At 65.3% G+C, this 23,103-nt stretch carries 21 protein-coding genes and 1 riboswitch; of the genes, 8 read left to right on the top strand and 13 right to left on the bottom strand.

Annotated features, from left to right (window positions below; translation table 11 throughout):
* Positions 1-173: 173 nt before the first annotated feature.
* Positions 174-686, top strand: coding sequence for an Lrp/AsnC family transcriptional regulator (locus NMB41_RS01225; RefSeq protein WP_056342738.1), 513 nt, complete (start codon positions 174-176; stop codon positions 684-686).
* A 3-nt stretch (positions 687-689) separates the two neighbouring features.
* Here NMB41_RS01225 and NMB41_RS01220 read toward each other — a convergent pair whose 3' ends face one another.
* The 7 genes from NMB41_RS01220 to NMB41_RS01190 form a co-directional block, all read right to left on the bottom strand.
* A complete protein-coding gene (locus NMB41_RS01220; protein WP_494380681.1) occupies positions 690-1,352 on the bottom strand; it encodes a GNAT family N-acetyltransferase in 663 nt (220 codons plus the stop codon).
* Positions 1,353-1,450: 98 nt separating this feature from the next.
* Positions 1,451-3,028: a DAHL domain-containing protein gene (locus NMB41_RS01215; RefSeq protein ID WP_494380680.1), complete on the bottom strand. Its 1,578-nt coding sequence runs from the start codon at positions 3,026-3,028 to the stop codon at positions 1,451-1,453.
* A 90-nt stretch (positions 3,029-3,118) separates the two neighbouring features.
* A complete protein-coding gene (locus NMB41_RS01210) occupies positions 3,119-3,865 on the bottom strand; it encodes a CPBP family intramembrane glutamic endopeptidase (RefSeq protein ID WP_494380679.1) in 747 nt (248 codons plus the stop codon).
* A 55-nt stretch (positions 3,866-3,920) separates the two neighbouring features.
* A complete protein-coding gene (locus tag NMB41_RS01205; RefSeq protein ID WP_494382912.1) occupies positions 3,921-5,084 on the bottom strand; it encodes a multifunctional CCA addition/repair protein in 1,164 nt (387 codons plus the stop codon).
* A 2-nt stretch (positions 5,085-5,086) separates the two neighbouring features.
* Entirely contained in the window at positions 5,087-5,806 is a 720-nt protein-coding gene (locus NMB41_RS01200; protein ID WP_494380678.1) for a glutathione S-transferase family protein, read from the bottom strand.
* Between the two features lie 48 nt (positions 5,807-5,854).
* On the bottom strand, positions 5,855-6,817 hold the full coding sequence (locus NMB41_RS01195; RefSeq protein ID WP_494380677.1) for a complex I NDUFA9 subunit family protein: 963 nt from the start codon (positions 6,815-6,817) through the stop codon (positions 5,855-5,857).
* A gap of 30 nt (positions 6,818-6,847) precedes the next feature.
* Positions 6,848-8,899 (bottom strand): lytic transglycosylase domain-containing protein, encoded by a 2,052-nt coding sequence (locus tag NMB41_RS01190; protein ID WP_494380676.1) that lies wholly within the window; start codon positions 8,897-8,899, stop codon positions 6,848-6,850.
* 59 nt (positions 8,900-8,958) lie between these two features.
* On the opposite strand from NMB41_RS01190, the gene NMB41_RS01185 reads away from it, so the two are divergent.
* The gene (locus NMB41_RS01185; RefSeq protein WP_494380675.1) at positions 8,959-9,654 is read left to right on the top strand and encodes a 5-formyltetrahydrofolate cyclo-ligase; all 696 of its coding nucleotides are present in this window, start codon (positions 8,959-8,961) and stop codon (positions 9,652-9,654) included.
* Between the two features lie 76 nt (positions 9,655-9,730).
* Here the strand turns inward: NMB41_RS01185 and metF are convergent, their stop codons facing one another.
* From metF to metK, 5 genes are all read right to left on the bottom strand, one after another.
* On the bottom strand, positions 9,731-10,561 hold the full coding sequence (metF, locus tag NMB41_RS01180) for a methylenetetrahydrofolate reductase [NAD(P)H] (RefSeq protein WP_494380674.1): 831 nt from the start codon (positions 10,559-10,561) through the stop codon (positions 9,731-9,733).
* Positions 10,548-10,901 (bottom strand): phage holin family protein, encoded by a 354-nt coding sequence (locus NMB41_RS01175; protein ID WP_494380673.1) that lies wholly within the window; start codon positions 10,899-10,901, stop codon positions 10,548-10,550. The genes metF and NMB41_RS01175 overlap by 14 nt, the downstream gene beginning before the upstream one ends.
* Before the next feature lie 82 nt (positions 10,902-10,983).
* Entirely contained in the window at positions 10,984-12,411 is a 1,428-nt protein-coding gene (gene ahcY, locus NMB41_RS01170) for an adenosylhomocysteinase (RefSeq protein WP_494380672.1), read from the bottom strand.
* Positions 12,412-12,437: 26 nt separating this feature from the next.
* Positions 12,438-12,509, bottom strand: a riboswitch (S-adenosyl-L-homocysteine riboswitch).
* A gap of 135 nt (positions 12,510-12,644) precedes the next feature.
* A complete protein-coding gene (locus NMB41_RS01165) occupies positions 12,645-14,015 on the bottom strand; it encodes an ATP-binding protein (protein WP_494380671.1) in 1,371 nt (456 codons plus the stop codon).
* Positions 14,016-14,342: 327 nt separating this feature from the next.
* Entirely contained in the window at positions 14,343-15,509 is a 1,167-nt protein-coding gene (metK, locus tag NMB41_RS01160; protein WP_494380670.1) for a methionine adenosyltransferase, read from the bottom strand.
* Between the two features lie 188 nt (positions 15,510-15,697).
* Here metK and NMB41_RS01155 point away from each other — a divergent pair, with 188 nt between their 5' ends.
* The 3 genes from NMB41_RS01155 to dapF are packed head-to-tail and all read left to right on the top strand — an operon-like array spanning position 15,698 to position 18,278.
* Complete coding sequence (locus NMB41_RS01155; protein WP_494380669.1) at positions 15,698-16,549, top strand: lysophospholipid acyltransferase family protein; 852 nt, start codon at positions 15,698-15,700, stop codon at positions 16,547-16,549.
* On the top strand, positions 16,546-17,409 hold the full coding sequence (locus NMB41_RS01150; protein WP_494380668.1) for an LpxL/LpxP family acyltransferase: 864 nt from the start codon (positions 16,546-16,548) through the stop codon (positions 17,407-17,409). The genes NMB41_RS01155 and NMB41_RS01150 overlap by 4 nt, the downstream gene beginning before the upstream one ends.
* Before the next feature lie 5 nt (positions 17,410-17,414).
* A complete protein-coding gene (dapF, locus tag NMB41_RS01145; RefSeq protein WP_494380667.1) occupies positions 17,415-18,278 on the top strand; it encodes a diaminopimelate epimerase in 864 nt (287 codons plus the stop codon).
* Positions 18,279-18,328: 50 nt separating this feature from the next.
* On the opposite strand, the gene NMB41_RS01140 is transcribed toward dapF, so the two are convergent.
* On the bottom strand, positions 18,329-20,035 hold the full coding sequence (locus NMB41_RS01140; RefSeq protein ID WP_494380666.1) for a tetratricopeptide repeat protein: 1,707 nt from the start codon (positions 20,033-20,035) through the stop codon (positions 18,329-18,331).
* On the opposite strand from NMB41_RS01140, the gene NMB41_RS01135 reads away from it, so the two are divergent.
* From NMB41_RS01135 to NMB41_RS01125, 3 genes are all read left to right on the top strand, one after another.
* Complete coding sequence (locus tag NMB41_RS01135) at positions 20,007-20,342, top strand: hypothetical protein (RefSeq protein WP_494380665.1); 336 nt, start codon at positions 20,007-20,009, stop codon at positions 20,340-20,342. The two genes, NMB41_RS01140 and NMB41_RS01135, sit on opposite strands and share 29 nt — an antisense overlap.
* Before the next feature lie 148 nt (positions 20,343-20,490).
* Entirely contained in the window at positions 20,491-21,573 is a 1,083-nt protein-coding gene (locus tag NMB41_RS01130; RefSeq protein WP_494380664.1) for a porin, read from the top strand.
* Positions 21,574-21,824: 251 nt separating this feature from the next.
* Positions 21,825-23,087 carry a porin gene (locus tag NMB41_RS01125; protein WP_494380663.1) on the top strand — a complete coding sequence of 421 codons (1,263 nt, stop codon included), beginning with the start codon at positions 21,825-21,827 and terminating at the stop codon, positions 23,085-23,087.
* Positions 23,088-23,103 lie beyond the last annotated feature (16 nt).

The raw sequence follows: 23,103 nt of genomic DNA, 5'->3' as shown, positions 1-23,103 counted from the left end.
TCTCCGTTGGGTGGGTGCGCGCTTGTTATTGTTGTTCGCGCGGCGACGGAGTTGTCTCCTCCGTAATCTGCGACAGTATAGTCTTGTGCCCCCGGCATTAAATACCAATCAATTCCCCCCGCCGGGCCAGTTGCGCAATAAAATTGCGGGTGTAGACCGTACTAGGGAAATTTATGTCAAAGATAGAATTGGACAAGACCGACCGCAAGATCCTGGAGATCTTGCAGGCCGATGGCCGCCTGTCGAACCAGGACGTGGCCGAGCGCGTGAATTTGTCGCCCTCCCCCTGCCTGCGCCGCATCAAGCGCCTCGAAGAAGCCGGCGTGATTCGCCAGTATGTGGCGCTGGTCGATCCGGACAAGATCGGCCTGGGCCTGCTGGCTTATGTGAACGTGCGCCTGGAAAAGCACAGCGAAGGGCCGGCCAATTCGCGCGTGCCGGCGACCTCGCCGCGTTTTGAATTCGCGCAGGCGGTGGCGGCCTGGCCGGAAGTGGTGGCCTGCTATGCGATGACGGGGGAGATGGATTTCCTGCTGCGGGTCCACGTGGAAGACATGGACCATTTCTCGCGCTTCATGATGGCGACCTTGCTGCGCCACCCGTCGGTGCTGGACGTGAAGTCGAGTTTTGCGCTGCAGCGGATCAAAGAGACGACGGCGCTGCCGATCGGGGACGCGGGGCGCTGATCCTTACGGACGTTTGCGCGGCGCGAACCATTTCATTGCGGCGCGGGCATTCGCCTTCACCGTGTAATCGATCACCGCGAACTGCTCCTCGAGCGCTTCCCGCATCACGCTGCCGGGACTCGGCGGCGGCAGGTGCAGGTAGGCATCGGCCTCGCCGTACTCGCGCTTGATCTCCATGCCTGCCTTTTTCGCGATGTGCATCATCGTTCGGTTGCTCGACAGGCACTGCATGTACAGGGTGTCGATGTCGGAATTGCGGCAGTGGATCGCCGCACGTTCGAACAGGCGCGAACCGACGCCCTGCCCGCGCGCCGATTTCGACACCGACACGCCAAATTCCGCCACGCGTTCCTTGGCCGTCGTGCCCGCACGGCCCGGTTCGGGCGGCGCAAAGGCGAGATGGCCGACGCCGACCAGCTGAAAGCCGCGGCTGACCACTCCGAACACGATGTCGCGCGAAAAATCGATCTTGCCCACATAGGCCTCGACCTGCTCGTCCGGCAGCACCGTGCCGAAGCGCAGCAGGCGGTCGGCGGCGTCCAGCGCCAGGAAATGCCGGAGCATGCGGCGGCGGTCGCGCTGGGTCAGGGCCTTGACCAGCACCGACGGGCGCGCGCTGGTGCCGGCCAGGCTGGCAAACCAGTTGCTTATCGAATTGTCAGGCATGGGATCGGTCCGTTATTGTGCAGTGCAGCATTGTCGCCATTGTAGCGCCATTGGCGTTTTCGCGTCGCGAACGGATGTGCGCGCTTGTACTCGCCCGGTCAGGGTACGCCGGGAGTGGGATCCGGGACCCAGTGCGCATTCGGGCTGATGATGAAGGTGCCCTTGCCGGCCTGCTTGGCCGCGTACATCGCCTTGTCGGCGTCGGCCAGCAGGGCCGCCGCGCCCCATTCCGCGCCGGCGCGTCCGCGCGCGCTGCCGATGCCGATGCTGGCAGATATCTTGACCGGGTTGCCGTCCGCTTCCACGATGCCTTCGATCTGGTCGAGCACCAGGCGCGCGATGCGCAGCGCGCCTTCGGGCAAGCCGACGCCCTCGAGCATGACGACGAATTCGTCGCCGCCCAGGCGCGCCAGGATGTCCTCGGCGCGCAGCACCTTCTGCACCCGGCGCGCGACCAGCTGCAGCACCAGGTCGCCGGTGGCATGGCCCCAGGTGTCGTTCACGGCCTTGAAGCCGTCGAGGTCGATGAACATCGTCACCACCACGCTGTCGCGCCGCGCCGCGCGCACCAGCGCCAGTTCGAGCAGGCGCGTCAGCTGGCCGTAGTTGACCAGGCCGGTCAGGCTGTCGTGCTGGGCCAGGCGCGCCAGCTTGGTCGACTGCGCTTCGAGCTCCGCGGTGCGTTCGGCGACGCGGTGTTCGAGGGTGTCGTTGGCGGCCGAGAGGCGGTGGTTGACGTCGTTGATGATGCGGTAGCTGCGGCGCAGGCGCCAGCCGGCATAGGCCAACAAGGCCAGCAGCAGGATCGAATAGGCGAACAGGAAGCCGCGGTAGCGCTGGCGCTCGATCACTTCGGCCTGGAAGGAGCGGTCGAGTTCACGGCCCAGGCGCGCCATCGCTTCGCCGGTATCGAGGGCGGCGATGCGCGCCTCGAGCTCGTTTTCGCGCGGGCGGTTGACCAGGATGGTGCGGGTGTCGCGCGCCAGGGCGTCGATCTGTTCGTTCACGGCCAGCGAAAAGCGCTCCTTCTGGGCTTCGATTTGCGCCAGGCTGGTTTCGATGCGGCGCGCCAGCGCGGGACTGGGCGCCAGGTTGTAGCGCAGCGTGTCGGCCAACAAGTCGTTGAGCAGCAAATCGAGCCGCACCACCACCCGGCCCGGCGCCAGCGCGCCTTCGATCCCGCCCAGTTCCGTTTTCAGGTCGGCCAGCGCCGGCGGCAGCGACAGCAGGGCCGCGCGCAGCGGCGGGTTCAGGGTGCGGAACTTGGTTACCAGCTCGGCCTTGATTTGCAGCGAGGTCAGCAGCGCCTGGTGCGCATGGCGCGCACCGCGCCCGCGCGTCATCGGCAAGGCTTCGGCAAGGCGCGCACTGAGCTCGTTAATCCGCGGCAGCGGTGCAGCCAGGCGGGCGTCGGCCACGTTGCTGCCGATGTGGGCGCGCAGCAGGTCGGTATCCCATTCGGCGTCGACCTGCTGCAGCTCATGCAGGTCGAACATGACGCGGTTCTGGGTGTCGACGTCGACGCCGGTGGTGCGGGTGTACAGGAAGGCCAGCAGGGCGACCAGGACCAGCGCGGCGCTCAGCCCGTAGCGCAGGCGCTGGCGCGGGCCCATTGCCTCGACGCGGTGCATCAGCACCGCGAACACCCTGTCCGTCTGATGTAACAATCTGCTCATGCCCCGAGCATAGCAAAACTGCCTGCCCTAGCGCCGCACATGGTACGTATTGTAACAATTCGAGCTCATCCGGCGGGCCGGACAGGCCGCTCAGGACGGCCAGAGCCTGGCGAAAATCCAGCCGTTCATGGCGGCGTTGAAGGCGGCGTGGGCCGCGATCGCCGGCAGGATCGAATCGCCGGCGCGGCGCAGCCAGGCGAACAGCAGCGACAGCAGGAACATCAGCGCCACCCACAGGGCGGCCGACACCGGCAGCAGCTCCACGCCGGCGGCGCCCAGCACGACGCCGTGGTGGCACAGGTGCACCAGCGCGAACAGGCCCGCTTCCATCACGGTCGCGCGCGTGGCGCCGTGGCGGTCTTCCAGCACTTTTTGCAGGAAGCCGCGAAAGAAGATCTCCTCGCCGATGGGGCTGAACAGGCAGGCGACGATGGTGAAGGTCAGATGCAGGCGCAGCAGGCTCCAGCCGGCGGTCGGCTGCAACTGGTAGTTGCGCGCCACGCTGACGAACCAGTTATCGGCGCTGGCGCCGTAGAGGGTGACGCCGATCAGGTAGCACAGGCTCGCGGCCAGGGCGCCAAGCAGCAGGCCGAGCGGCACCCAGGCCGGATGGCGCGGCCGGCGCAGCCCGATCTGGCGCCGTCCCTCGCGCCCCAGCACCAGCCAGGGCAAGGCGGCCATCGCGATACAGATCACCGCGAACAGCGCGCGCCAGCTGCTTGGGCCGAACATCGCGGCGACGCGCCCGGCCGACGAGGCAATCACGAACGCCAGGGTCAGGCCGGCGATGCCGAAGGGGACAGCCTGCCAGAAGGGTTTGACGTCGATCCGGTGCATGGGCGGGCCTGTCGGGTTGGGGTAACGCGACTATAGGAGGAAGGGGTGGCGCCGTCTAGTCGTCATGCATGAGCAAGCGGTGGGACACGGCGGCCACGCGCGCGCGGTGCACGGCCTGGGGAATCTGCGCCTTGTCCTCGCCGCAGCCAGCCGCCACCTCGCCGGCGTTCACGGCGTGTGCCGCCGCCAGCGCGCCCGCGAGGTAGGGCCGCTGCGGCCAGGCAGGCGCGTGCAGCGCGGCGCATTCGGCGGCCAGCAGCATCTCGGCGAAGCGCTCGGGTTTGCGAAAGGCGTCGCAGCGCTCGAACAGGCTCACCATGGCTTCGGCATCGAGTGCGAGGGCACGCGCAACGGTGTCCTGCTCGCGCGCCGTCATCAGCGCCAGGTCGCGGCAGTCGTTCGGCACTTTCAGACGCTTGCACAGGGCGGCAATCGGCGCGACGCCGTCCCGGCCCAGGTCGTGCATCAGCGCGGCGAAGCGCACCGTCAGCGGGTGGCGCCGTTCGGCGGCGACATCGATCACCTGCGCGATGTGGACACCAGTGTCCACTTGCGCAGGCTTCCCGCCCGGCCGCGGCAGGCCCCACAAGGCGTCGAGCTCAGGCATGATGCGCGCCAGCGCGCCGCAGTCGCGCAGCACCGCCAGCATGCGCGAGGGGTGGTCTTCCATCAGGCCGCGCGCGAGCTCCTGCCAGACGCGTTCGGCCACGAGGGCATCGACCTCACCTTCGTCCACCATGGCCTTCATCAGCGCCAGGGTTTCGTCGGCGACGCGAAACTCCGGGAAGCGCGCCGCAAACCGGGCCAGGCGCAGGATGCGCACCGGGTCTTCGGCAAACGCCGCCGACACGTGGCGGAAAATGCGCGCATCGAGGTCGCGCCGGCCGCCATACGGGTCGACGATGCTGCCGTCCTCGCCCTGCGCCATGGCGTTGATGGTCAGATCGCGCCGTATTAAATCGTCTTCCAGCGTGACGTCGGGCGCGGTGTGGAACACGAAGCCGTGGTAGCCGGGCGCGGTCTTGCGCTCGGTGCGCGCGAGTGCGTACTCTTCCTGGGTTTGAGGGTGAAGGAAGACCGGGAAATCCTTGCCGACCGGGCGAAAGCCCGCCGCCAGCATGGCCTCGGGCGTGGCGCCGACGACGACGTGGTCGCGGTCCTGCACGGGCAAGCCGAGCAGGGCGTCGCGCACGGCGCCGCCGACGACATAGATCTTCATCGTCATGCGCGCGGGAGGTCGGCGTCGTGCAGCGGGGTGAGATCCGTTTCAAGCATCGCTTCTTCCACCCAGCGCGCCACCGCCGGGTGCGCGAGCATGCGGTCGCAGTATCCCTGCAGCGCAGGCGCCAGCGCCACGCCATAGGTACGGAAGCGCATCACGACCGGCGCATAGAAGGCGTCGGCAATCGAAAATTCGCCGAACAGGAAGCCGCGGTGGCCGAAGCGGGACAAACACTCTTCCCAGATCTCGCAGATGCGGCCGATGTCGGCCTGCGCGCCCGGCGTGCGTCCGCGCCCCGGCAGCCTGGCCTGGATGTTCATCGACATGTCGTTGCGCAGCGACGAGAAGCCCGAATGCATCTCGGCCGTGATGGACCGGGCCAGGGCGCGCGCCGCCACGTCCTGCGGCCACAAGTGCTTATCGGGGAACTGCTCGGCCAGGTATTCGCAGATGGCGAGGCTATCCCAGATCGTCATTTCGCCGGCCAGCAGCACGGGTACGCGGCCGGCGTGCGAATAGGCGGCGATCTTGGCGGCGGTGTCGGGCTGGTCGAGCAGCAAGCGCACTTCGGTGAAGGGAATGTTGAACGCGACCGCCGCCACCCAGGGCCGCATCGACCAGGACGAAATATTCTTGTTGCCGATGACAAGCGTCAGGCCGGGCTTGCGCGCATTGTCGAGCGTATTCGAAAGGGTCGGGTCGAGTTCGGTAGTCTGCATGGCGGTCCTGGTCGAAGGTGCGTGGGAAGGTGGGTCGAAGCTGCCTCCTTAGCGGCCGGCGCGGGTGCGCAGCCGGTCGAGCGGCTCGGCCGGCGCCAGGTAATGCGGCGCGACCGCTTCGAGCGGGGTGAGCTTGATTCCCAACGACGCCGCTGTCAAGTCCTGGACCGCCGGCGGCAGCACGTTATCGACCGTCATCGAGTCGAGGTTGTCGCGCGTGAGGACCGGTTCGCCCGGCAGCAGCTCGAAGAAACGCGCCTGCATCCGCGCCAGGCCCGCGGGCAGTTCGATGATGGGGCGTTCGCAGCCGGCATAGCGCCCACTTAGTCTCACCAGCTCGGCCAGCGTATAAATGTTCGGCCCGCCCAGCTGGTAGACCTGGTGCGCGGCATGGGCGTCGCGCAGCGCGTGCAGGTAGGCGGTGGCGACGTCGCCCACATAGATGGGCTGGAAGGCGGCCGAGGCGCAGGCCAGCGGCACGACCGGCAAGCGGCGCTGCAGCTTGGCGAACATGGTCAGGAAATGGTCGCCCGGGCCGAACACGACCGAGGGCCGGAAGATGGTCGCCGCCACCTCGGGGTGGCTGCGCGCGGCCAGTTCGCCGTCGGCTTTCGAGCGGCTGTACATCGAGGGCCCGTCGACATTCGCGCCGAGCGCGCTCATGTGCAGGTAGCGCGGCACGCCGGCGGCAACGCAGGCGTCGACGATGCGCTGCGGCAGGTCGACGTGGGCGCGCCGGAATTCGTGGCCATAGGGAACGGCGCGGCTGCCATGCAGGATGCCGACCAGGTTGATCGCCGCCGTGCGCCCTGCCAGCAAGCGGCGCAACGTGGCGTCATCGTGGATATTGGCTTCGACCACGTCGACCCCGGGCAGGGTCGTCAGGTGCCGGACGCGCTCGGCATGGCGCGTCGGCACCAGCGTGGGAATGCTTTCCTGCGCCAGCAGCGCGACCAGGTGGCTGCCGATGAAACCGGAACCGCCAAATACCACCACATTCGGGTCGCGCATGGGTTCCTCGTCAGGAGCTAAGTGTTCCTGTTATGGCAGTCCGGCGCCGCTGGTGCGTGGCGTAACCGTACCTAAACGCGCTTTCAGCGACTGCGGGCGCTTTTCGAACAGGGCCGCGTAGTTGGTAGCGTTCGACATCACATTGCGCACATAGGTTCGGGTCTCGGAGAAGGGAATCGTCTCGACGAACACCGCGCCTTCCATCGGCGTCTCGAGCAAGCCGCGCCAGGTGCGCGAACGGGCCGGGCCGGCGTTGTAGGCGGCGGTGGCCAGGATCTGCGAGCCGCCATTGTTTTCCAACACCATGTTCATGTAGTTGGTGCCGAGCGTGATATTCGTGCGCAGGTCGTTCAGCATGCCGTGCACGAAGTCGGTCAGGCCGATCTTGGCCGCCACCCACTTGCCGGTGGCCGGCATCACCTGCATCAGGCCGGAAGCGCCGACGCCGGAACGGGCATCGGTGATGAAGCGCGATTCCTGGCGGATCAAACCATAGACCCAGGCGGTGTCGAGCGACAGGTTTTTCGCGGTCGGCTGCAGGATCTCGTTGTGCGGCGCCGGGAAGCGCTGGTTGTAATCGTGTTCGGTACGGGTGCGCAGCGAGGTTTCGACCATGCGGTCGAGCATGTCGTGGCGGCGCGCATACTCGGCGGCCGCCAGCAGCTGGCGCTCGGTCATCCCGCGCGTGGCCCAGTTCCATTCGCGGTTGCCCTCGGCGCGCAGGCGCAGTTCATAGAACTTCATGGCCAGGCGCATTGCCGGCAGTTGCGCCACCTGATTCACTTCGTCGGGCGTCACCGGCAGCGCGCTCGGGGGAATCGTCACCAGCTGGCCCAGCTCTTCCATCGCCAGCTGGCCATAGAAATTGTTCTGGGTCGCGATGCGGCGATACAGGGCGTCGGCATCCTCGCGCCGGCCGCCGTTCGCATACGCCCGTCCCAGCCAGTAGACCCAGCCCGACTCGTCGCGCAGCGGCGAAGGCATGGCGTCGATGGTGGCCGCAACGAGCCGCCAGTCGCCGCGGCGCAGGGCGATGCGGGCTTTCCATTCGCGCTGAAAATTGCTCATGGGCGCGCCTTCGGCACGGCGCCAGTATTCGGATGCTTCGGGCGCGAGCACGATCGAGGCGGCCAGCGCCACGTTGGCCCAGCCGATCGCACGTTCGTCAGGCATCAGCTTGCTGCTGTTCTTGTCGAGTGCAATCACCGCCAGCTTCAGGCTGCTGCGCGCCATGCGCCCCAGTGCCACCAGATAGATTTCGTGCTCGACACGGGTAGCGCCGATGCCGCGCGCCATGGCGACGGCCGGCACGTCGACCGCCTGCGCCGCACGGGTGTCGGAGGCGCCCAGTAACAGCGCGATGCGGCGCGAGGGGCCGGTGGCGCCCATTTCGCCGGCCAGGCGCAGTTGCGCCAGCAATTCTTCGGGGGTCAGCTGGCCCGCTTGCGCGAGTTGCGCCACAAGGGCGGCGCAGCCTTCGCCATAGGCGGGGGGATTGACCAGCAGGGACCGCGCCTCGTCGACGACCCGTTCGCCGCGCGCGGCGCGCGCCAGCAGAGCGTAGCAGCGCACTTGCAGATCGTCGCTGCGCGCCGCTGTCGCCAGTTCGCGGTCAAAATTGGTCCAGTCGCGGGCGCGTCCGAGTTCGAGCAGCCAGTCGGTGCGCAAGCGGTCGGCCGCGGCCGTTCCCTGGTAGCGCTGCAGGACGGCGCGGATTTCGTCCGCGCCCGCCTCGCGCAGGCGCGGTTTGAGACGATAATAGTCGACATACGGCGCCAGCACGTAGTTGGGCAGGCGCGCGGCCAGTGCGGTGGTGCGTGCGCCGTCGTTCTGGCGCGCCGCTTCGCGCAGCAACAGGAAGGTGTCGTCTTCGGCGCGCGCGGCGTCGTTGACGGGGGCCTGCCCCGGTGCTGCGGGTACCGTGGCGGCGCCAGGCACCGGCGGCACAGTCGCCTCGGGTGCTTCGGCCAGCGCCCAGGCACTGGCTGCGGCCAAGACGGCGCCGGCTAAGATATTCTTTGGAAGCAAAAACACGCGTGTAAACCCTTCATCGAACCATGACCGGCAAATCAAGAATACCATGCGCATCCATTGCGCGACCAGAGGACAAGCCTAGCGAAAACGGGCGCGAAGGCGGCGTTTTGCCGCTTTCCGACACCCCTGCCGCGAGCGTGGCCGAGGCCATTTCGGACGCCTGCGGCGGGGCTCTTATTGCCTCGCAAAAAGATGCGCCAAAACAACAAACAGCGCCTGCAGCACCGCCGTTCGGCGATGTGAGTCCGGAAGCGAAGGCCGCCAAGGCGGCGCTGCGGCGCCATTTGAAAGCCCAGCGCGCCAGCCTGGACGGCCCGGGCAAGCAGGAGCACGACCGCCGCATCGGCGAGCAGGTAGTCGCCTGGTGGCGCCGCACCCGTCCGTCCCTGCTGGCGGTCTACTGGCCCCTCACTGGCGAGCCGGACCTGGCCGAAACCTATGCCCTGTTGGCAAGCGAAGGCGCCATGCTGGCGTTGCCGGTGGTGGTGCGGCGCCACGCCGCGCTCGAATTTGCCGCCTGGACGCCGGGCGAAGCGATGGTGCTCGATCCGATGGGGGTGGCGGTGCCGCAGGAGCTGCGCACGGTGCCGCGGCCGCCGGCGCTGCTGGTGCCCTGCCTCGGCTTCAACGCCCAGGGCTACCGGCTCGGCTATGGCGGCGGGTTCTATGACCGCACGCTGGCCGACGGCCTTCGTCCAGCCACGCTCGGCATCGCCTATGCCTGCCAGGCGACCGTGTTCGCGGTCGACAGCCACGACGTGCCGCTCGACCTCATCGTGACCGAAGCGACGGACGTCGAATAAGCCGCCGCCTCAAGTGGAAAAAAAAATCCCGGCCACGCCTGCGCGTTGCCGGGATTTTTCATGCGCGCTCGCCGCTTCAGGCGACCAGGCGCTGCCAGACGGCGGTAGTCGCGACGGCCTGGTTCATGCTGTAGAAATGCAGGCCGGGCGCGCCGCCAGCCAGCAGGCGTTCGCACAGGCTGGTGACGACGTCGGTACCGAAGGCCTTGATCGAGGCGCTGTCGTCGCCGAAGCTGGCCAGTTTCAGGCGGATCCAGCGCGGGATTTCGGCGCCGCACATGTCGGAGAAGCGCATCAGCTGCGTGTAGTTCGTGATCGGCATGATGCCGGCCACGATCGGGACGTCGATGCCGATTGCGCGCGCATTGTCGACGAACTGGAAATAAGCGTCGGCGTTGTAGAAATACTGGGTGATCGCGGCATTGGCACCGGCCTTGATCTTGCGCTCGAAATTGCGCAAATCGTCTTGCGGCGAGCGCGCCTGCGGGTGCACTTCCGGATAGGCCGCGACCTCGATGTGAAACCAGTCGCCGGTTTCGGCGCGAATGAACTCGACGAGTTCATTGGCATAGCGCAGTTCGCCCGCCCCGCCGTAACCGCTCGGCAAGTCGCCGCGCAGCGCCACCAGGCGGCGAATGCCTTTGTCCTGGAATTGCCGGAGGATGGCGCGGATCGATTCGCGCGTGGCGCCGATGCACGACAGGTGGGGAGCGGCCAGGTGGCCGTCGCCCATGATGTCGAGCACGGTGTCGAGCGTGCCCTGCTGGGTGGAGCCGCCGGCGCCGAACGTGACCGAAAAATAGGTCGGGTTCAGTTCGGCCAGCTTGCGGCGCGTGACGCGCAGCTTTTCCGCACCCTCGGGTGTCTTGGGCGGGAAAAACTCGATGCTGAAATTAGGAGTTTCCATCGTCTTTGAGGAGCAAGGTGGAAAGCGCCCACGAGATGACGCTGTACAGGATTGCTGCCAGGAAGGCTGACCAGAAGCCCGCAACCTCGAACCCTTCCACCCACTGCGACACCAGCCAGAACAGCACGGCATTGATGACCAGGATGAACAGCCCCATCGACAACAGGGTCACAGGCAGGGTCAGCAACACCAGCAAGGGTCGGATCAGCGTGTTGACCAGGCCCAGCACGAGGGCGGCGATCAGGGCGGTGCCGGCATTGCTGACGGACACGGAATGCATGAGGTAAGGCAGGGCCATCAAGGCGGCGGCATTGATCAGCCAGGTCAGGAGCAAGCGCATGTTCAGTTTTCGTGGAGCGATTTCTTGTTAGGTGAGGCCTACGGACGCGCCTGCGCCCGTAGGTAACTACGTCGCCAGTTGATTAATAGCGGTAGTGATCCGGCTTGTACGGACCTTCCTTCTTCACCGAGATGTAGGCGGCCTGCTCCTCGGTCAGCTCGGTCAGCTGGGCGTTGAGCTTTTTCAGCTGCAGGCGTGCGACCTTCTCGTCCAGGTGCTTCGGCAACGTGTAGACGCCGACCGGGTACTGGCTGGTGTTGGCGAACAGCTCGATCTGGGCGATGGTCTGGTTCGCGAACGACGAGCTCATCACGTAGGAAGGGTGGCCGGTGCCGCAGCCCAGGTTCACCAGGCGGCCTTCGGCCAGCAGGATGATGCGCTTGCCATCAGGGAAGATGACGTGGTCGACTTGCGGCTTGATGTTTTCCCACTCGTATTTCTTGAGCGCGGCGACATCGATTTCGTTGTCGAAGTGACCGATGTTGCAGACGATCGCCTGGTCTTTCATGCGCAGCATGTGGGATTCGGTCAGGATGTGATAGTTGCCGGTGCAGGTGACAAAAATGTCGCCATGTTCGGCCGCATATTCCATCGTCACGACGCGGTAGCCCTCCATCGCCGCCTGCAGGGCGCAGATCGGATCGATTTCGGTGACCCACACTTGCGCCGACAGGGCGCGCATGGCCTGGGCCGAACCTTTACCCACGTCGCCGTAACCGGCAATCACGGCCACTTTACCGGCGATCATGACGTCGGTCGCGCGCTTGATGCCGTCGACCAGCGACTCGCGGCAACCGTACAGGTTGTCGAACTTCGACTTGGTGACCGAATCGTTGACGTTAATCGCCGGGAAAGCCAGCTTGCCTTCCTGGTGCATCTGGTACAGGCGGTGCACGCCGGTGGTGGTTTCTTCGGTCACGCCGAGGATTTCCGGCAGGCGCTTGGAGTACCAGCGCGGATCGACTGCCAGGCGGCCTTTGATGGCGTTGAACAGGCAGATCTCTTCTTCCGAACCCGGCTTGTCGAGCACCGAGATGTCGGTCTCGGCGCGCGCGCCCAGGTGCAGCAGCAGGGTGGCGTCGCCGCCGTCGTCGAGGATCATGTTCGAGTACACGGCTTTACCGGCGGCGTCGTTCGGCCACTCGAAGATGCGGTGCGTGTATTCCCAGTATTCGTCCAGGGTCTCGCCCTTGACGGCGAACACCGGCGTGCCGACGGCGGCAATCGCGGCAGCAGCGTGGTCCTGGGTCGAATAGATGTTGCACGATGCCCAGCGCACTTGCGCGCCGAGGGCTTCCAGCGTGCGGATCAGCACGGCGGTCTGGATCGTCATGTGCAGCGAGCCGGTAATGCGCGCGCCTTTTAAAGGCTGCGCAGCGGCGAATTCGTCCTGGATTGCCATCAGGCCCGGCATCTCGGTTTCGGCGATGCGGATTTCCTTCTCACCCCAGGCGGCCAGGGAGATGTCGGCAATGTGGAAGTCTTGGGTAGGTTTCAAAACGGCGCTCATCACGCCCTCCTTTCAGTTAGAAAAAAGTAACGTGAGCGCAGTGTTGATATCCGAGCCTGGCGAAAAGGGATCTCTTCGTCGCAACGCTCCTCGGAACGGGATAGTTTAGCACGTCTGGGCGAAGGCGACAGGGGTGGCGCCCCGCGTTCCACGGAGCATTTGCGTCTACACAACGAAACAAGGGCAAGCCGGCAGGCGGCGTAGCGCGCTAGCGCGTGTGGTCTTGCGCGGCCTCAAGCCAGGGCGGTGGCGCCGCTGACGGGCGCGGCCACGCAGGCCTGCGCCAGCGGCAGGCGGATGTCGAAACTGCTGCCCTGCCCCAGGCCGGCGCTGCTGGCCTTCACCACGCCGCCATGCAGTTCGACCAGGCTTTTGACGAGGGCGAGCCCCAGGCCAAGGCCGCCGTTCTGGCGTTCCGACGAGGTCTCGGCCTGCACGTACAGATCGAACAGGTAGGGCAGGAGTTCGGGAGCAATGCCCTGGCCGTTGTCTGTCACTTGCAGTGCGGCGGCGCCATCGCGGACGTCCAGCGTCAGGGTGATGTGCCCACGCGCGCCCGTGTAGCGGATTGCATTGCCGAGCAGGTTGCCGATGACCTGGATCAGGCGCGTGGCATCGCCTTCGACCCTGCACGGGCCGGGCGGCAGCATGACGTCGATGCGCTGGGCCTTGCGCTCGGCGGCCGGCATGATCTGTTCGATCGCGGCATTGACGACGTCGCGCAGGTCGACCTCGGCCTTGACGATTGAAATCAGGCCGCGGCTGATGCGCGACACGTCCAGCAAATCCTCGACCAGGCGGTTCATGTGGCTGACCTGGCGGTCGATCAGGTCGCTCAGGTTGATGGTCTGGCTCGGCGCGCCCGGCGTTTTCTTCAGCAAGTGCGCCGCCATGGCCGCCGCCGACAAGGGGCCGCGCAGCTCATGGCTCAGCATCGACAGGAATTCGTTCTTCTGGCGGTCGGCCGACATCAGGGAAGCCGCCTTTTCGCTGAGCAGGCGATTGAGTTCCTCGACCCGTTCATTGGTCTGCTCCAGGCGCTGCGACACGGCCATCAGCTCGTCCTGGCGCTCCTGGAGCGCCGCCAGCGCATCGGTGAGTTCGCGGTTTTGCTGATGCGCTTCCGACAACGCCACATTGCTCGGCAGGGATACGCCGGTCACGGCCAGGGCGATCTCATCGGCCGAATTCGCGCGTGCGCCGGGCGGCAAGGTTTTGCTCAGCACGATGCGGGTGCCGCTCTTGCCCGTGTCGATATCGCACTCGTCCATGAAACGGCGTGCTGCCAGCAAGCCGCTGCCGCTCGGACGCTGGGCACGCTCTTCCTGCGCCAGCAGCGCATCGAGGTTCTCGATGCCCGGTCCTTCATCCTCGATCACCACGACCAGCCGGTAGCGCCCCGTCGTGCCCGACAATGAAAAACCGACCTTGCCCTCGCCTGCATAGCTGAACACGTTGCGCGCGAGCTCGGACACGGCGGTCGCAATGCGCGCCTGGTCGTGCGCGCCGAAGCCGCAATGCGCGGCGATCTGGCGCGCGCGCTGGCGTGAGGCAATGACATCCATCTCGCAAGCAACTGCGATGGTGAGGATGGGCTGAGGCATGGCGCCCTTTCTTAAATGAAGGAAAACGTATTCGTGACGAAGGCTGGGATCGAAGACGACAGGTAACAGGCCTGCAGCGCGAAATCGATCCGAGTTAACGAAAGAGAAACTTATTTGCTGAGTTGAAAATGAGCAACGCGGATTATGCGCTACAAGCGGCATTTGCGCTGTAAGCAGGCGTCATTTTGGGCAAATTGGGGAAGATTTGGAGAGGATGGGGCAGAACGTCGTGCCGATGGCACAAGTCAGTCGGGGCTAGGTCATGGCAAGACGTTCAGGAGAGCCGGTGCGGACGCCGTCCGCACCGTTCGTACTGCAATTACTTTATCAGGCCAGGCCGGCTTCCGCGCGCAGCAGCGCCGCCTTGTCGGTGCGCTCCCAGGTAAATTCCGGCTCTTCGCGGCCGAAGTGGCCGTAGGCGGCCGTCTTGGCATAGATCGGGCGCAGCAGGTCGAGCATCTGGACGATGCCTTTCGGACGCAGGTCGAAATGCTCCATCACCAGTTGGGCGATCTTGTCGTCAGGGATGACGCCGGTACCCTCGGTGTAGACCGTGATGTTGATCGGACGTGCGACGCCGATGGCGTAGCTGACCTGCACCTGGCACTGGCGCGCCAGGCCGGCGGCGACGACGTTCTTGGCGACATAGCGCGCCGCGTAGGCGGCCGACCGGTCGACCTTGGTAGGGTCCTTGCCCGAAAACGCGCCGCCGCCGTGCGGGGCTGCGCCGCCGTAGGTGTCGACGATGATCTTGCGGCCGGTCAGGCCGCAGTCGCCCTGCGGACCGCCGATGACGAAGCGGCCGGTCGGGTTCACCAGGTATTTCGTGTTCTGCAGCCATTCGCGCGGCAGGGTCGGCTTGATGATCTCTTCGATCACGGCTTCTTCGATCTGCGAGTGCGAGACGTCCGGATGGTGCTGGGTCGAGAGCACGACGGTATCCACCGAGACCGGGCGGCCGTTGACATAGCGCAGCGTGACCTGGCTCTTTGCGTCCGGACGCAGCCACGGCAGGCGGCCATCCTTGCGCAGCTGCGACTGGCGCTCGACCAGGCGGTGCGCATAGTGAATGGCGGCCGGCATCAGCTCGGCGGTCTCGTCGCAGGCATAGCCGAACATCAGGCCCTGGTCGCCCGCGCCCTGGTCGAGATCGAGACCGGCGCCTTCGTCGACGCCCTGGGCGATGTCCGGCGACTGCTTGTCGTAGCAGACCATGACCGCGCAGCCTTTGTAGTCGATGCCGAAGTCGGTATTGTCGTAACCGATGCGTTTGATGGTGTTGCGTGCCACACCAATATAGTCAACGTTGGCGTGGGTCGTGATTTCGCCGGCAAGCACCACGAGACCGGTGTTGCACAGCGTTTCAGCAGCAACGCGCGCGCGCGGGTCCTGCTCGAGGATGGCGTCGAGAATCGCGTCCGAGATCTGGTCGGCGACTTTGTCGGGATGGCCTTCCGACACGGATTCGGAAGTGAAGAGATAATCGTTGGACATGAAGGCTCCAGTTACTGTGATCAAAAAACTGTCGCAGCAAGCTGTGCCTGCGACGCTTTAGCGACATTTATATTCCGCTTCGCAAGTTGTCTATTAACTCGGCGGATCCTGCATAAAGTGGTATTTTACGCTCCTTTAAGAAATTTTTGGCGGAGGGGCCTGCTTCGACCCCGATGCCGATCAAGCGCATGCTAGTTATTTTATTCAAAGTGTTGTCGGTATTTCCATTACGCATGTTGCATGTGCTCGGCAGCCTGCTGGGCTGGCTAGTCTATTTGTCATCTCCATCGTATCGGCGCCGTCTCGACGCCAATCTGGCCCAGGCGGGTTTCAGCGCCCAGCGCCGCGCCGCTGTGGCCGAGGCCGGCAAAGCCATCGTCGAGCTGGCCTTTGTCTGGTGCGGCAAGCCGGAACGCGTCGCCCGCCACGCGACGGTCGAGAACTGGGAAGTGGTCCAGCGCGTGCTGGACGCCGGTCGCGGGATTGTGTTCCTGACGCCACACCTCGGCTGTTTCGAAATGACCGCGCAACAGATCGCGCTGCACACGGCGCTCACCGTGATGTACCGTCCGCCCAAGAAAAGCGCGCTGAAACCCCTGGTCGAAGGCGCCCGGGCGCGCCACAACCTGCACCTGGCCCCGGCCAATTTGTCGGGCGTGCGGATCCTGGCCAAGACCCTGAAAAGCGGCCAGCCGATCGGTTTGCTGCCAGACCAGGTGCCGCAAGAAGGCGAAGGCGTCTGGGCGCCCTTCTTCGGACGTCCCGCCTACACAATGACGCTGCCGGCCAAGCTGGCCCAGCTCGGGCGTGCCGACATCCTGCTGGTGTATGCCGAGCGCCTGCCGCAGGGCCGCGGCTATGTCGTGCGCTTCGTGCCCTTCGAGGGCGATTTGTCCGGCAGCCCCGCCGAGCAGGCCGCCAGCATCAACCGCGCGATGGAAGCGCTGATCGCGCGCTGTCCCGCCCAGTATTTCTGGAGCTATAACCGCTATAAACAACCCGACGGGGTGGCCGCGCCACAGGCCGAGGCCGTCGCATGAGGCCCGTGATCGCCTTCCTGTGGCTGCTGCACTGGCTGCCACTGCCCGTGCTCGGCCGTTTCGGCTCCGCCATCGGCAGCCTGCTGTTCCTGGTACTGGCCAAACGCCGCCACATCGCCCTGACCAACCTGCGCCTGTGCATGCCGGAATTGTCGGAAGCCGAACGCCGCGCGCTTGCGCGTGAACACTTCCGCAGCTATTCGCGCAGCATTTTCGAGCGCTCGATCCTGTGGTGGGCGCCCGAAGCGCGCGTGCGCAGCCTGATCCGGGTCGAGGGCAGCGTGCCGCAGGCGGCCATGGAAGCCGGGCCGACGATTTTGCTGTGTCCGCACTTTGTATGCCTGGACGTGGCCGGCGTCGCTGCGCGCGTGATCCCGGTGTGCAGCATGTACGTGCCGCAAAAGAACGCCGCCTTCGACAAGCTGCTGCGCCACGGTCGCGAACGCTACGGCCCGGTGCGGCTGGTGACGCGCAAAGAGGGCATCAAGCCAATCCTGCGCGCGCTGCGCGACGGCCTGCCCTATTTCATGCTGCCCGATATGGACTTCGGCGAGAAGGATGCCGAGTTCGTGCCCTTTTTTGGCGTTCCCGCGGCCACGCTGACGGCGCTCGGCCGGATCGCCGGCACCACCGGCGCCAAGGTGATTCCCGTGGTGGCGACCTTCCTGCCGAACTACCAGGGCTGGCGCGTGCGCTTTTATCCTGCCTGGGAAAATTATCCGGGCGACGATATGATCGAGGCCACCCGCCGCATGAACGCGTTTATCGAAGACCGGGTGCGCGAAGCGCCCGCCGAATATTTCTGGACCCACAAGCGTTTCAAGACCCGTCCGCAGGGCGAGCCTTCGCTGTACGAGTAACCGACATGAAACTCAAGTTCACCAAGATGCAGGGCGCCGGCAACGACTTCGTCGTGATCGACGCGATCAACCAGCAGATCGATTTCAGCACCGAACAATGGCAACGCCTTGCCGACCGCCGTTTCGGCGTCGGCGCCGACCAGATCCTGATCGTGGAACGCCCGACGGTGGCGGGCGCCGATTTCCGCTACCGCATTTTTAATAGCGATGGCGGCGAAGTCGAGCAATGCGGCAATGGCGCGCGCGCCTTTGCCCGTTTTGTCAGCGACCAGGGTTTGAGCAAGGAACGCAGCATCCGGGTCCAGACCATGGCGGGCATCATCGCGCCGCGCCTCGAGGATGACGGCAGCGTGACGGTCGACATGGGCGCCCCGGTACTCGAGCCGGCTGCCGTTCCCTTCGACAACACGTCGCTCGACGGCATCCCCGAGGGACGCGACCTGCTCTGGCCCTTGAGCGTGCAACATGCGGGCGCGGCGTTGGATATCCCGGTGTCGGTTGTCTCGATGGGCAACCCGCATGCGGTGCAGACGGTGCCGGACGCCGACATGGCCCCGGTGGCGGAACTCGGTCCGCAGATCGAACGCCACCCTCGCTTCCCCAAGCGGGTAAACGCCGGCTTCATGCAGGTCCTCGACCGCCACCACATCAAACTGCGGGTATATGAACGCGGCGCCGGCGAAACCCTGGCCTGCGGCACCGGCGCCTGTGCGGCGGTGGTGGCCGGCATCCGGCGCGGGCTGATCGATTCGCCGGTGCGGGTAGCCGCACGCGGCGGCGATCTGTCGATTGCCTGGGCCGGCGAAGGCGAACCGGTTTACCTGAGCGGCCCGGCCGTGACGGTGTTCGAAGGCGACATCACACTGTAAAAGGATGCGCGCCGGGGTGCGGGCTGCCTGCCCGCTGCGTGGCCGGCAGTTCAGGCAGCCATGCCATACGCATTGCCGCGCTCCGGTTTCACGGCAGGGGCGAGCCGGCCATCGGTCTCGTCGAGCATCCGTCCCGCCATGGCCGCGTCGGCCATCAGGGTGCGCAGCCGGTACAGGCGCTGGCGGTAATTGCCTTCCGGACCACCGGGTCCGCAATCGACATTTTCGAACAGCCGTACGATGCGGTCGAGCGCCTGGCGCTCCTGGACCGTCTCGACCATGACCAGGCGGCGCTTGCTGCGCCCATAGCTGGCCCGGATATCGATCACCAGGCAATGCCCCTGGTCTGCCCCGGCCACGTCGAGCAACAGGGTTTCGGCACGCGTCAGGCCGAACAGCGCCGCCAGCTCGAGCCGGGCCGCCAGCAGCGGATGCGCGGCCAGGTCGCCGGCGCACGCAAGCAGCGCCCCGGTTTCGGTATGCGGCGCGTCGTCGGGACGGGGCGCGATCTTGCGGATGGCGGCGCCGGCTTCGGCATTGCCCTGCGCCGCCGCCAGCTGCAGCCAGAACACGGCGCGTACATCGTTGCTCTCGTTTTCGCGGCGCGCACGCCAGGCGTTGTTGCCACACTCGAGCTGCGCGACTTCGTAGCCCATTTCCGCGGCCCGTTCGAGGTAGCGCTGGGCATCGGCGACATTACGTTGCGAGAACTCTGGCTTCAGGTAGATGCGCGACAGCGCGAACCAGGCTTCGGCCAGGCCCTGCTCGCCAGCCATGAGCAGCCAGCGGATCGCCTTCTTGAAGTTGGCTGCCCCGCTGCCGCCCTGCACCCGGGCGCCGCCGACCTGCATGCGCGCATACCAGAGTCCGATGGCCAGCTGGGCGTGGCGGTCGTGCTCGGCCGCCGCCAGTTCCCAGAAGGTGTGGATTTCATCGTCGCCGGCGGCGATGCCGCCTTTTCCTTCGGCGAGCAGGCGTGCGGTGCGTGACAACAGGGTGACTTCGCCGGGTTCGAGGCGCCGGGTATGTTTGCCGCCCCCGTTTTCCACGAGCGTGCGCGCCAGCGGCAGGGCCCGCGTGAGAAAGTCCTGCCAGGCGCCGGCGCTCCAGCTCTGCTCGAGCATGGCGAATTGTGCCTCGGCCAGTCCGTTATCGGCAGCCCGGCGCAGCCAGGGTTGGTCCGGGGCCGACACGCCCCCGGCAGCGTCAGAACGCGCGACTGCACGCCGCTCAGGCGCCTGAATCGGGCGTTCGCCGGCCGTTTCAGCGCTCTTGCGCACTGCAGCAGATTGCTGCCCGAAAGCGGCGTTGGCGGGGGCCGGATTGACGCTGGCAGCGATGTCGGGACGGCGCGCCAGCAGCCACTGCGCATCGGCGAAACCGGCACGCGCGGCTTCTTCAAGAGCGTGCACGGCCTTGGTCCGCAGCGTGTCGGACGCGGTGTGCTCGCCTTCGAGCAGCAACTGGGCCAGGACCAGTCCGGCACGCACGTTACCGCCGTCATAGGCGCGTTCGTACCAGGGCGCCAGTGGTGTCGGATGCGCACGCGCCAGGTCGAGCGGGATGTGGCTGCCGATCAGCTCGCATGACTCGGCGCACCCCTGGCGAGCCGCGCGGTCGAGCCAGTGCAGCGCCGTGGGCAGGCTGCACGGCAGGCCGGCGCTGCCAAACAGGTAGCGCTTGCCCAGTGCGAGTTGTGCGTCGGCGCGGCCACTGCGAGCGCCACGAATGATCGCTAGTTCTTCACGATTAGCCATCGGTCGTCTTCGTCAATTGATTGGAGGCGCGGTACAGGCGGGGATCGGCGGAAAGACCACGACGGGAAGGCTGTCGCAGGCAAAGTTGCCAATATACAAGAAGATCGCAGATCTCGCCCACACCCATCGGTTCCAGGAAAGTCTAAGCCAGCAAGGGGGGCGAATCGTCCCGAACAGCCCGATGCTTGATATCGAACAAGCTCACCAAAACAATGCGGAACTCAGCCATCTTGCAGTGCACCAAGCACCAGGCTGGGGCGGCCGGGTGGCTGTGCCGTTTCAAAAATACAACAGCACGATTGGTTAAATTGGCTTTCCACCAATTCGAACGGCCATAATTAACCAATCCGGCAATCCAGACGCGTTAAGCCTTTAAGGTTCACTCGTCCGAGTGTTCAGCAAACAAAGTCTCAACGCTCTTTGGATTCCGATTCATCTTTCAAGGAAACAAATAAATGAAAAAATCTCTGATGGCAGTCGCACTCGTTGGCGCATTCGCCGGCGTTGCCCATGCACAGACCGCCGTTCAAATCTACGGCACCATCGATGCTGGCGCGCAAAAGTTTTCGGGCCAGAGTCTGAACATCGGCAAGCGTGCGTCGAACACGCTGGGCTTCAAGGGTACTGAAGATCTGGGCAACGGCCTGAAAGCACTGTTCCAGCTGGAAGTCCGTTACGATCCCGACACCGGCACGAATGAAACGAATGGCCGAGGCGGCGCACAGCGTCCACTGTTCCAGGGCCAGAGCCGCGTCGGCCTGCAAGGTGACTTCGGTATGGTCCGTATCGGCCGTGGCCTGACCCCGTACCAGGAAACCGTCGGCGCCTTCGAGCCGTTCCACGCACTGCCGCACCAGGCTGGCTTCTACACCGACCTGGCTGTCGCCGGCTACACCTCGGCACCGCTCGATCCAGCAGGCGCCTCGAACAACCGCTGGGCCAATGCCTTCTGGTACAACAGCCCGGTCATCAGCGGCTTCCAGCTGAACACCGCCATCGCCACCAAAGAAAACAACGGCGCACCAGCCATCATCGGCCGTGGCACCGCTGCGGCACCGCAGTACCCTGCCGGCGCAGAAGCGAGCTCGAACCCGTTCTCGGTCACCGGTACCTACAACAACGGCCCGGCCGCCCTGATGATCGGCTACGAGCGCAATGCGATCGAAAGCAAGGTCATGTCGCTCGGCGCTTCGTTCAACGTCACGCCGGAACTGAAACTGATGGCACTGGCATCGCGTCAGGAGCAGGACCACACCCGCGTCTCCAACGACCGCACCAAAGCATGGGTCATCGGCGCCAACTACACCATGGGCGCAGGCAAGTTCCTCGCTGGCTATGGCCAGAAGGATCCGGACGACTACATCAAGACCAAGCAAATGTCGCTGGGTTACGAGTACAGCCTGTCGAAGCGCACCTACGTGTACATCGACGCGTCGCGCAAGGACGGCCCACAGGGTTCGTTCCGTACGACCGACGGCGTCGCTTCGCCTGACGCCAAAGTCAACTTCTACACGATCGGTGTGAACCACTCGTTCTAAGTTGAACCGGACGCAAGTCCGCCAGGCTTGATAAAAAAGGCAGGTACCGGTAACGGCACCTGCCTTTTTTGCGTCTGTCTTTTCGCCTGTCCTCGACCGGATCGGCCAGCATCCAGCCGCCCTGCATCGCCACTGTCGTTTTTTTGCCAGCACCCCCGTCCCGCTTGCGCTGTCATGGATCCCGTGCCGGGAGCCGATGGCATATTTGGCAATGCAAAACGCAAGCTTCCAAAGCCAACAGTGGAGATGCAATGAACAAATGTGTGATCGCCGGCCTGATCGGCGCGTGTTTCGCCCTCCCGGCCCCGGCCCAGACCAGCGTCCAGATCTATGGCATTGCCGACGCCGGCGTCATGTGGCAAAAAGGCGGCCCCACCAAGATCGTCAGTGGCGGCGCCGACGGTTCCCGTATCGGCTTCAAGGGCTCCGAAGAAATCGGCAATGGCTTCAAAGCCATCTTCAACCTCGAAGCACGTGTCGAACTCGACACCGGCACCCAGCAGCCGACCCTGATCAACGACAATACCGGCCTCTACCTGACCCGCGGCATGGAAGCCCTGGGGCCGACGCTCCTGCAACAAGTGCGAACCGGCCTGCAAATGCCGGGCGCACCCGCCGTGAACCGGGAAGGCGCCCTGTTCGACCGCACCACGATGGTCGGCCTCGTGACGCCGGTGGGCGCCATCCTGCTGGGCCGCATGTATACGCCGGGCTACGAAGTATTTGCCTTGTCCGACGTGTTTGAAGTGGGCACGGCCGGCACCTGGGGCGGCATCACTGGCGGCACCGCCGGCTTCTCGGCCCTGGGCGCGGACATCCGCTCGCAAGAAGTAATCCAGTACCGCATTGCCCTGCCGTCGGGACTGGGCGGCTCGATCATGTACGGTCCACGCAACTCGGGTTACTTCGGCCTCTACCGGAAGTTCCGCGGCGGCGCCATCACCTACAAGGCAAAAGGTTTCGATGTCGGCCTCGGCTACAACCACGGCTACGACATGCAAGACCGTCCGAGCTTGCGCACCCTGACCGTTGGCGGTTCGTACACACTGGGTAACTGGAAGCTGTTCGCCGGCTACCACGACCAGCGCAACAAGAATTCGGCACTGATCCCGACCTACCTCGGCGCCTGGGACGCGCTCATTGCGCCCAATCTGCCAGTCCCTCTGCGCCCGGCATTGCGCACTGTCTTCGAGACCAACATCATCGAAAACACCAAGCAGGATGCGAACAGCTACCAGCTTGGCCTGCACTACAAGATCGGCAATGGCCGCCTGATGGCGTCGTATGCGCACCAGAACGACCAACTGCCATCGAACAGCGATGCCGACCTGTTCGCCATCGGCTACGACTATTTCCTGTCGAAGCGTACCGACCTGTACACCGTCGCCGGCTTCATCAACAACCAGAACGATGGCCAGTACACGCCGGGCACCGCAGGTTCGCCAGGCGGCTTCACGGAACAGCCGGGGGACAACGGCCGCGCTTTCCAGATCGGCATCCGTCACCGCTTCTGACGGCAGCCCGCTCAGC

Source organism: Massilia sp. FBCC-B171 (assembly GCF_059134155.1).
This window is presented reverse-complemented; position numbering and strand designations above follow the sequence as displayed.

Coding starts and splice junctions, on each gene's coding strand:
- NMB41_RS01220 (WP_494380681.1), bottom strand. CDS start 1,352: ATGCCTGACAATTCGATAAGCAACTGGTTTGCCAGCCTGGCCGGCACC.
- metK (WP_494380670.1), bottom strand. CDS start 15,509: ATGTCCAACGATTATCTCTTCACTTCCGAATCCGTGTCGGAAGGCCAT.
- dapF (WP_494380667.1), top strand. CDS start 17,415: ATGAAACTCAAGTTCACCAAGATGCAGGGCGCCGGCAACGACTTCGTC.
- NMB41_RS01195 (WP_494380677.1), bottom strand. CDS start 6,817: ATGCGCGACCCGAATGTGGTGGTATTTGGCGGTTCCGGTTTCATCGGC.
- NMB41_RS01225 (WP_056342738.1), top strand. CDS start 174: ATGTCAAAGATAGAATTGGACAAGACCGACCGCAAGATCCTGGAGATC.
- NMB41_RS01215 (WP_494380680.1), bottom strand. CDS start 3,028: ATGAGCAGATTGTTACATCAGACGGACAGGGTGTTCGCGGTGCTGATG.
- NMB41_RS01135 (WP_494380665.1), top strand. CDS start 20,007: ATGATCGCTAGTTCTTCACGATTAGCCATCGGTCGTCTTCGTCAATTG.
- NMB41_RS01175 (WP_494380673.1), bottom strand. CDS start 10,901: ATGCGCTTGCTCCTGACCTGGCTGATCAATGCCGCCGCCTTGATGGCC.
- NMB41_RS01210 (WP_494380679.1), bottom strand. CDS start 3,865: ATGCACCGGATCGACGTCAAACCCTTCTGGCAGGCTGTCCCCTTCGGC.
- NMB41_RS01130 (WP_494380664.1), top strand. CDS start 20,491: ATGAAAAAATCTCTGATGGCAGTCGCACTCGTTGGCGCATTCGCCGGC.
- NMB41_RS01155 (WP_494380669.1), top strand. CDS start 15,698: ATGCTAGTTATTTTATTCAAAGTGTTGTCGGTATTTCCATTACGCATG.
- NMB41_RS01165 (WP_494380671.1), bottom strand. CDS start 14,015: ATGCCTCAGCCCATCCTCACCATCGCAGTTGCTTGCGAGATGGATGTC.
- ahcY (WP_494380672.1), bottom strand. CDS start 12,411: ATGAGCGCCGTTTTGAAACCTACCCAAGACTTCCACATTGCCGACATC.
- NMB41_RS01125 (WP_494380663.1), top strand. CDS start 21,825: ATGAACAAATGTGTGATCGCCGGCCTGATCGGCGCGTGTTTCGCCCTC.
- metF (WP_494380674.1), bottom strand. CDS start 10,561: ATGGAAACTCCTAATTTCAGCATCGAGTTTTTCCCGCCCAAGACACCC.
- NMB41_RS01200 (WP_494380678.1), bottom strand. CDS start 5,806: ATGCAGACTACCGAACTCGACCCGACCCTTTCGAATACGCTCGACAAT.
- NMB41_RS01140 (WP_494380666.1), bottom strand. CDS start 20,035: ATGGCTAATCGTGAAGAACTAGCGATCATTCGTGGCGCTCGCAGTGGC.
- NMB41_RS01205 (WP_494382912.1), bottom strand. CDS start 5,084: ATGAAGATCTATGTCGTCGGCGGCGCCGTGCGCGACGCCCTGCTCGGC.
- NMB41_RS01150 (WP_494380668.1), top strand. CDS start 16,546: ATGAGGCCCGTGATCGCCTTCCTGTGGCTGCTGCACTGGCTGCCACTG.
- NMB41_RS01190 (WP_494380676.1), bottom strand. CDS start 8,899: ATGGTATTCTTGATTTGCCGGTCATGGTTCGATGAAGGGTTTACACGC.